The sequence below is a fragment of the Arthrobacter sp. genome, from assembly GCF_031179385.1.
GTDB lineage: Bacteria > Actinomycetota > Actinomycetes > Actinomycetales > Micrococcaceae > Arthrobacter_D.
Genome location: NZ_JAPSHV010000154.1, coordinates 1 through 5,125 on the forward strand (window position 1 = coordinate 1; position 5,125 = coordinate 5,125).

At 66.2% G+C, this 5,125-nt stretch carries 5 protein-coding genes and 1 pseudogene; 3 read left to right on the forward strand and 3 right to left on the reverse strand.

All coding sequences use genetic code 11. The features are described from left to right. The 3 genes from RIF85_RS14405 to RIF85_RS14415 all read left to right on the forward strand — a co-directional run. On the forward strand, window positions 1-1,421 hold a 1,421-nt coding region (locus RIF85_RS14405; protein WP_309072590.1), incomplete at its 5' end, for an ABC transporter ATP-binding protein. Beyond that, window positions 1,418-2,215, forward strand: coding sequence for an energy-coupling factor transporter transmembrane component T (locus tag RIF85_RS14410; protein WP_309072591.1), 798 nt, complete (start codon window positions 1,418-1,420; stop codon window positions 2,213-2,215). The genes RIF85_RS14405 and RIF85_RS14410, both read left to right, overlap by 4 nt. A 142-nt stretch (window positions 2,216-2,357) precedes the next feature. Beyond that, window positions 2,358-2,870: a sigma-70 family RNA polymerase sigma factor gene (locus RIF85_RS14415; protein WP_309072592.1), complete on the forward strand. Its 513-nt coding sequence runs from the start codon at window positions 2,358-2,360 to the stop codon at window positions 2,868-2,870. A 1-nt stretch (window position 2,871) separates the two neighbouring features. Here RIF85_RS14415 and RIF85_RS14420 read toward each other — a convergent pair whose 3' ends face one another. The 3 genes and pseudogenes from RIF85_RS14420 to RIF85_RS14430 all read right to left on the reverse strand — a co-directional run. Beyond that, on the reverse strand, window positions 2,872-3,462 hold the full coding sequence (locus tag RIF85_RS14420) for a hypothetical protein (protein ID WP_309072593.1): 591 nt from the start codon (window positions 3,460-3,462) through the stop codon (window positions 2,872-2,874). Between the two features lie 150 nt (window positions 3,463-3,612). Next, complete coding sequence (locus RIF85_RS14425; RefSeq protein ID WP_375164860.1) at window positions 3,613-4,896, reverse strand: O-succinylhomoserine sulfhydrylase; 1,284 nt, start codon at window positions 4,894-4,896, stop codon at window positions 3,613-3,615. Then, window positions 4,889-5,125, reverse strand: a pseudogene (locus tag RIF85_RS14430) (hypothetical protein); the annotation flags it as partial. The pseudogene RIF85_RS14430 and the gene RIF85_RS14425, both read right to left, overlap by 8 nt.

The window sequence follows — 5,125 nt, forward strand, 5'->3', positions numbered from 1 at the left end:
CGCGGTGGGCGGTGCGCGACATCGACCTGGCCATCGACGCCGGGCAGCGCGTATTGCTCCTCGGCGCCTCCGGTGCAGGAAAATCGACTCTGCTCCACGGACTCGCCGGAGTGCTGGGCGAGCATGACGAGGGAGAGCAGACCGGCTCGCTCGCGGTCGACGGCGTCAGCCCCGCCGCTGCTCGCGGACGTTCCGGACTGGTCCTGCAGGACCCGGATACCCAACTGGTCCTTGCGCGCGTCGGTGACGAGGTAGCGTTCGGCGCCGAGAACCTGGCCGTGCCGCGTGCCGAGATCTGGCCGCGCGTGAGGCGGGCGCTTGACGACGTCGGTCTTGATGTCCCGCTCAACCACCCCACCACTGCACTCTCCGGGGGTCAGAAGCAACGACTTGCTCTGGCTGCCGTCCTCGCCATGCAGCCCGGATTGCTGCTTCTTGACGAGCCAACCGCCAATCTTGACCCCGCAGGGGTGATCGAGGTGAGGGACGCCGTCGTACGGGTGCTGGACCGGACCGCTGCCACGCTCGTCGTGGTGGAGCACCGGGTCGAGGTATGGGCCGACGTGGTGGACCGCGTGATCGTACTGGATTCCGACGGCGGTATTCTCGCGGACGGCGAACCGGACGCCGTGCTTCAGCGAAACGCCGTGCGCACGCGGCTCATCGAAGCCGGGGTATGGGTACCCGGTCACCGGCCCGCTACTCCCGCCGTTCGGCAGGGTGCCGGCGAGGACCTCCTGCAGGCTGCCGGGTTATCTGTCACACGCACCAAACGGGGACCTGCGGTGCTCAGCGGTGTTGACCTCATCCTTGGTCAGGGCGAGGCGGTCAGCGTGCTCGGACCCAACGGAGCCGGCAAGTCCACGCTCGCCCTCACGCTCGCAGGGCTGCTGAAGCCGCGCGCCGGCAAGCTGACAGCACTGGACCCGCTCGCCCGCGGAGTCGGGTCCACGCCGCAGAACTGGAAGTCCGCGGAATTGGTCAGCCGGATCGGCACGGTGTTCCAGGAGCCCGAGCACCAGTTCCTGACCAACACTGTGCTTGAGGAACTCGAGTTCGGACCCCGCCGGGTTGCCCGGCAGAGCGAAGCGGACATACGACGCCGGATCGACCCCATCGCGGAACGGCTCAGGCTCACGGGACTGCTGAAGGCCAATCCCTTCACGCTGTCCGGAGGTGAGAAGCGGCGGCTGTCGGTGGCGACCATGCTCGCCACAGACCCGGACATCCTGATTCTGGATGAGCCCACCTTCGGTCAGGACGCGAACACCTGGGCTGAGCTGATCGGCCTCCTCGCCGAGCTCATCCATGCGGGTACCTGCGTGGTATCGGTGACCCATGACCGCGAGTACACCACGGCGCTCGGGAGCCGCATCGTGAGCGTCGACGGACATTCCGCAACGCTGGAGGTAGCGGCGTGAGTGTGGACGTCCTGACTCCGGAGATCACTGGCCGGTTCCTTCCTCGGGCCAATCCGCTCTCGAAGCTGTTCGCCGCCGTGGTGATCACCGTCGTCGTCATGCTCAGCGTGGACTGGGTCAGCGCCGGCGTGGTTCTCGCTTCTGAACTGCTCCTTCTGCCGCTGCTTGGCATCAGCATCCGGCGGCTGCTGCTGCGGACCTGGCCGTTCGTCCTCGCGGCCGTCGTCGGTGCCTACGGGACCGCGCTTCTCGCGGAGAAGACCGGGCGTGTCCTGTTCGAGCTGGGGCCCGTGCTGTTCACTGAGGACTCGGTCAACGCTGGTTTAGCCATCGGGCTGCGCGGGCTCGCAATCGCGCTTCCGGGCCTGTTCCTGCTGACCAGTACGGACCCGACCGACCTCGCGGATGCGCTCGCGCAACGACTGAGGGCTCCGCACCGGTTCGTGCTGGGAGCGCTGGCGGGGATGCGGCTCGTTGGGCTGCTCTTCGACGAGTGGCGGACCCTCGGGCTGGCCCGGCACGCCCGGGGAGTGGGCCACGAGGGCAATCCGGCGGCACGCCTCGGAAACTTTCTCGGTCAGGCCTTCGGGCTCATGGTGCAGGCGATCCGACGGGCAACCCGGCTCGCCATGGCCATGGAGGCACGTGGTTTCGGTGCGGGACCACGCACCTGGGCCAGGGAGAGCACCTTCAGCCGCGTCGACATCGTGGTGGTCCTGGTTGGTGTGGCGATCGCCGGGCTGGCTGTCAGCGCGTCCGTGCTGGCGGGGACCTGGAACTTCATACTGGGCTGACGGACTGCGGTCCAGCACCCTGTCGGAATAGGCCATCGAGGGGCATGATGAAGGAGGCCGCAGGTTTTTCCCAACCTTGCACCGCATGAATGGGTAAGAACTGCGGTGGAATGGCTTGGGATGTCGAGTGTGGGGAACGAACATGGCCGAAGGGCAGCCGGACTGGCTCAGCGTCATCAGGGACAACCATCTGCGCCCTCTCCGGCGGTTCGTTCACCGTCTCACACCGGACGCCTTCCTGGCCGATGAAGTCGTCCAGTTGACTCTGTTGCGTGCCTGGGAGCATCCGGTGATGCGGGGGCACACTGAACTGGAGATCCGCGCGTGGCTTTTCGTGGTGGCCCGCAACATTCTCGTTGACTCATTCCGCAGCGGGTTCAGCCGCCACGAACTTGACGTGGACGAGGTCCCGGATACTCCTTCCCGCGACGAGGTCGAACAGCTCCTGACCTCCTGGCTGCTGACGGACGCGCTCAACGAGCTCTCCCCGGAACACCGGGATGTGGTGCTGCACTTCTACTTCCGCGGTGAAACCGTGGCCGAGATTTCACGGTCCCTCTCCATACCGGAGGGGACCGTGAAATCCCGGCTGCACTATGCCTTGCGCTCCCTGAAGAGTGCGCTCCTTGCCCGCGATGTAGTCCCTGGCGGGTAGGTCACTGAATCATGGTGCCGTCAGGTGCGACGACGTACCACACCTCGTTCACGCCCTGACCGTTGGTGTCGCCCGGTGCTTCATCTTCGGCGAAGTAGTAGATCGGCATTCCGTTAATGGTCACCTGCAGCTCGCCGTCGGGCGTTTCAATGGTGCCGACTTCGCCCGTGACGCCTTCGACCTCCGGAGTCTCGCTGTCGCTGAGCACCGGCGGCCAGGCTTCAAGGCAGCCACCTTCGCAGGCGCTGACGCCGGAGTCCGGCTCGTCATTGGTGAAGTAGTAGACCACCATGCCTTCGGCGTCGACCACAATTTCACCGAGGTCCGTCTCGGCGACGCCGAGGGGAGTTCCGACGGTTCCGCCACCGGCTGCCTCACCGGACGGTTCCTCGGATGCCTCCTCTGTAGCTTCCTCCGTGGTCTCCGCCTCTGTGGTCTCGGTCTCCGTGGGTTCCTCAGTGGGTGGTGCTTCTGCAGCAGTCTCTTCACCTGCGGGGATGTCCTCGGTCTGCGTGTCGGAGCCGCCACAACCGGTCAGCGCCAACAGGCAAACCGCGATGACGGCGAAAAGGACGCGTAATGCTTTACTCATGTTGATTCCTCCCGTGATCACCCCCTGGACACCCGGGGGATGGGAGTGGCCACTCGACCCCTCTGCTGGGAAGACGCAGGAAGCACCCCCGAGGTTCAATGCGGAGGAGAACTCACAGGTGAATCCCAGCTTCGGGCGATTACGGGCAGGTCAGGAGGCGAGCGCCTTGCCCAGATCCGTCTGCAGGTCGCTGACATCCTCGAGGCCCACCGAGAGCCGGATGACGCCGTCCGACAGGTCGATGGCGGCGCGGCCCTGCGGCCCCATTGCCCGGTGAGTGGTGGTGGCAGGGTGGGTGATCAGGGTCTTCGAATCGCCGAGATTGTTCGAGATATCGATGATGTTCAACGCATCCAGCAGCGCGAACGCCCGCTCCTTCGCCCTACCCTCGGGCGCGTCGAGTTCGAAGGTCACGACGGTGCCGCCCGCAGTCATCTGCCCTGCCGCCAGGTCGAACTGCGGGTGCGATTCGAGCAGCGGGTACCGAACCCAGTTGACTGCCGGCTGGGCTTCCAGCCAGCGGGCGAGGGTAAGCGCCGAGGATGATGCGTGGTTGACCCGGAGCGACAGTGTTTCCAGACCCTTCAGGAGAGTCCAGGCGTTGAAGGAGGACAGCGCCGGCCCGGTGTGCCGCATGAGTGTTTTCACCGGCCCCTCGATGAACTCCTTCCGCCCCAGGATGGCACCGCCGAGCACCCTGCCCTGGCCGTCCATGTGCTTGGTTCCGGAGTAGACGACGACGTCGGCGCCCAGCTCCGTGCAGCGCTGGAGCAGCGGGGTGGCGAAGACATTGTCGACAACGACCTGCGCGCCCGCGGCATGCGCCAGTTTCACCACCGACCGGATGTCGACGATCTCCTGCATCGGATTGGACGGTGACTCGAAGAAGACCGCAGTGGTTGGAACGCTCAGCGCGTCCGCCCACTGGTTGAGATCCCACCCGTCGACGAAGACGGTCTCCACGCCCCACCGCGGAAGGATCTCATTCAGGATGACGAAGCAGGACCCGAACAGGCTGCGGGATGCGACCACCCGGTCCCCGGCAGCCAAAAGCGCGCCGAGTGCAGTGAAGACAGCGGACATGCCGCTGGCCGTGGCGAAGCACGCTTCCGCTCCCTCGAGCAGGCGCAGGCGTTCCTGGAACATGGCGACCGTCGGGTTGCCGTACCGCGAGTAGACGAAGCGGTCCACGTCACCGGTGAACGCAGCTTCGGCCGCCGCAGCGGATGAGTAGACGAACCCCGAGTTGAGAAAGAGCGCCTCGGACGTTTCCTCGAAGTTGGACCGGGCCAGCCCGCCGCGAACGGCGAGAGTATCCGGCGACCAGGCAGCGACGTCGTCGTCTGTCTGTTGAATGCGGGGATAGCCGCCGTTTCCGGCGACCGGCTCGCGGTTGACCGCCGGAGAGAACGACGACGGCGTGGGCTCACTCACCGGGGTTGCCCTGCCCAGCTGCCGGGACGGCAGCATCGGAACCGGAGTGGGCAGTGGTCGCCAGGCCGCATGCCTGCCAGCCGCCGTCGGCTTCGAACCCGTGGATCACGTTGTACGCGGTGTGGCCCGCGGCGGCGGCGCTCTGCGCAGCCGCAACCGAGCGGACGCCGGAGCGGCACAGGAAGAGCAGTTCCCGCCCCTTCAGGCCGTTGAGCTGGTTGAGGAACGA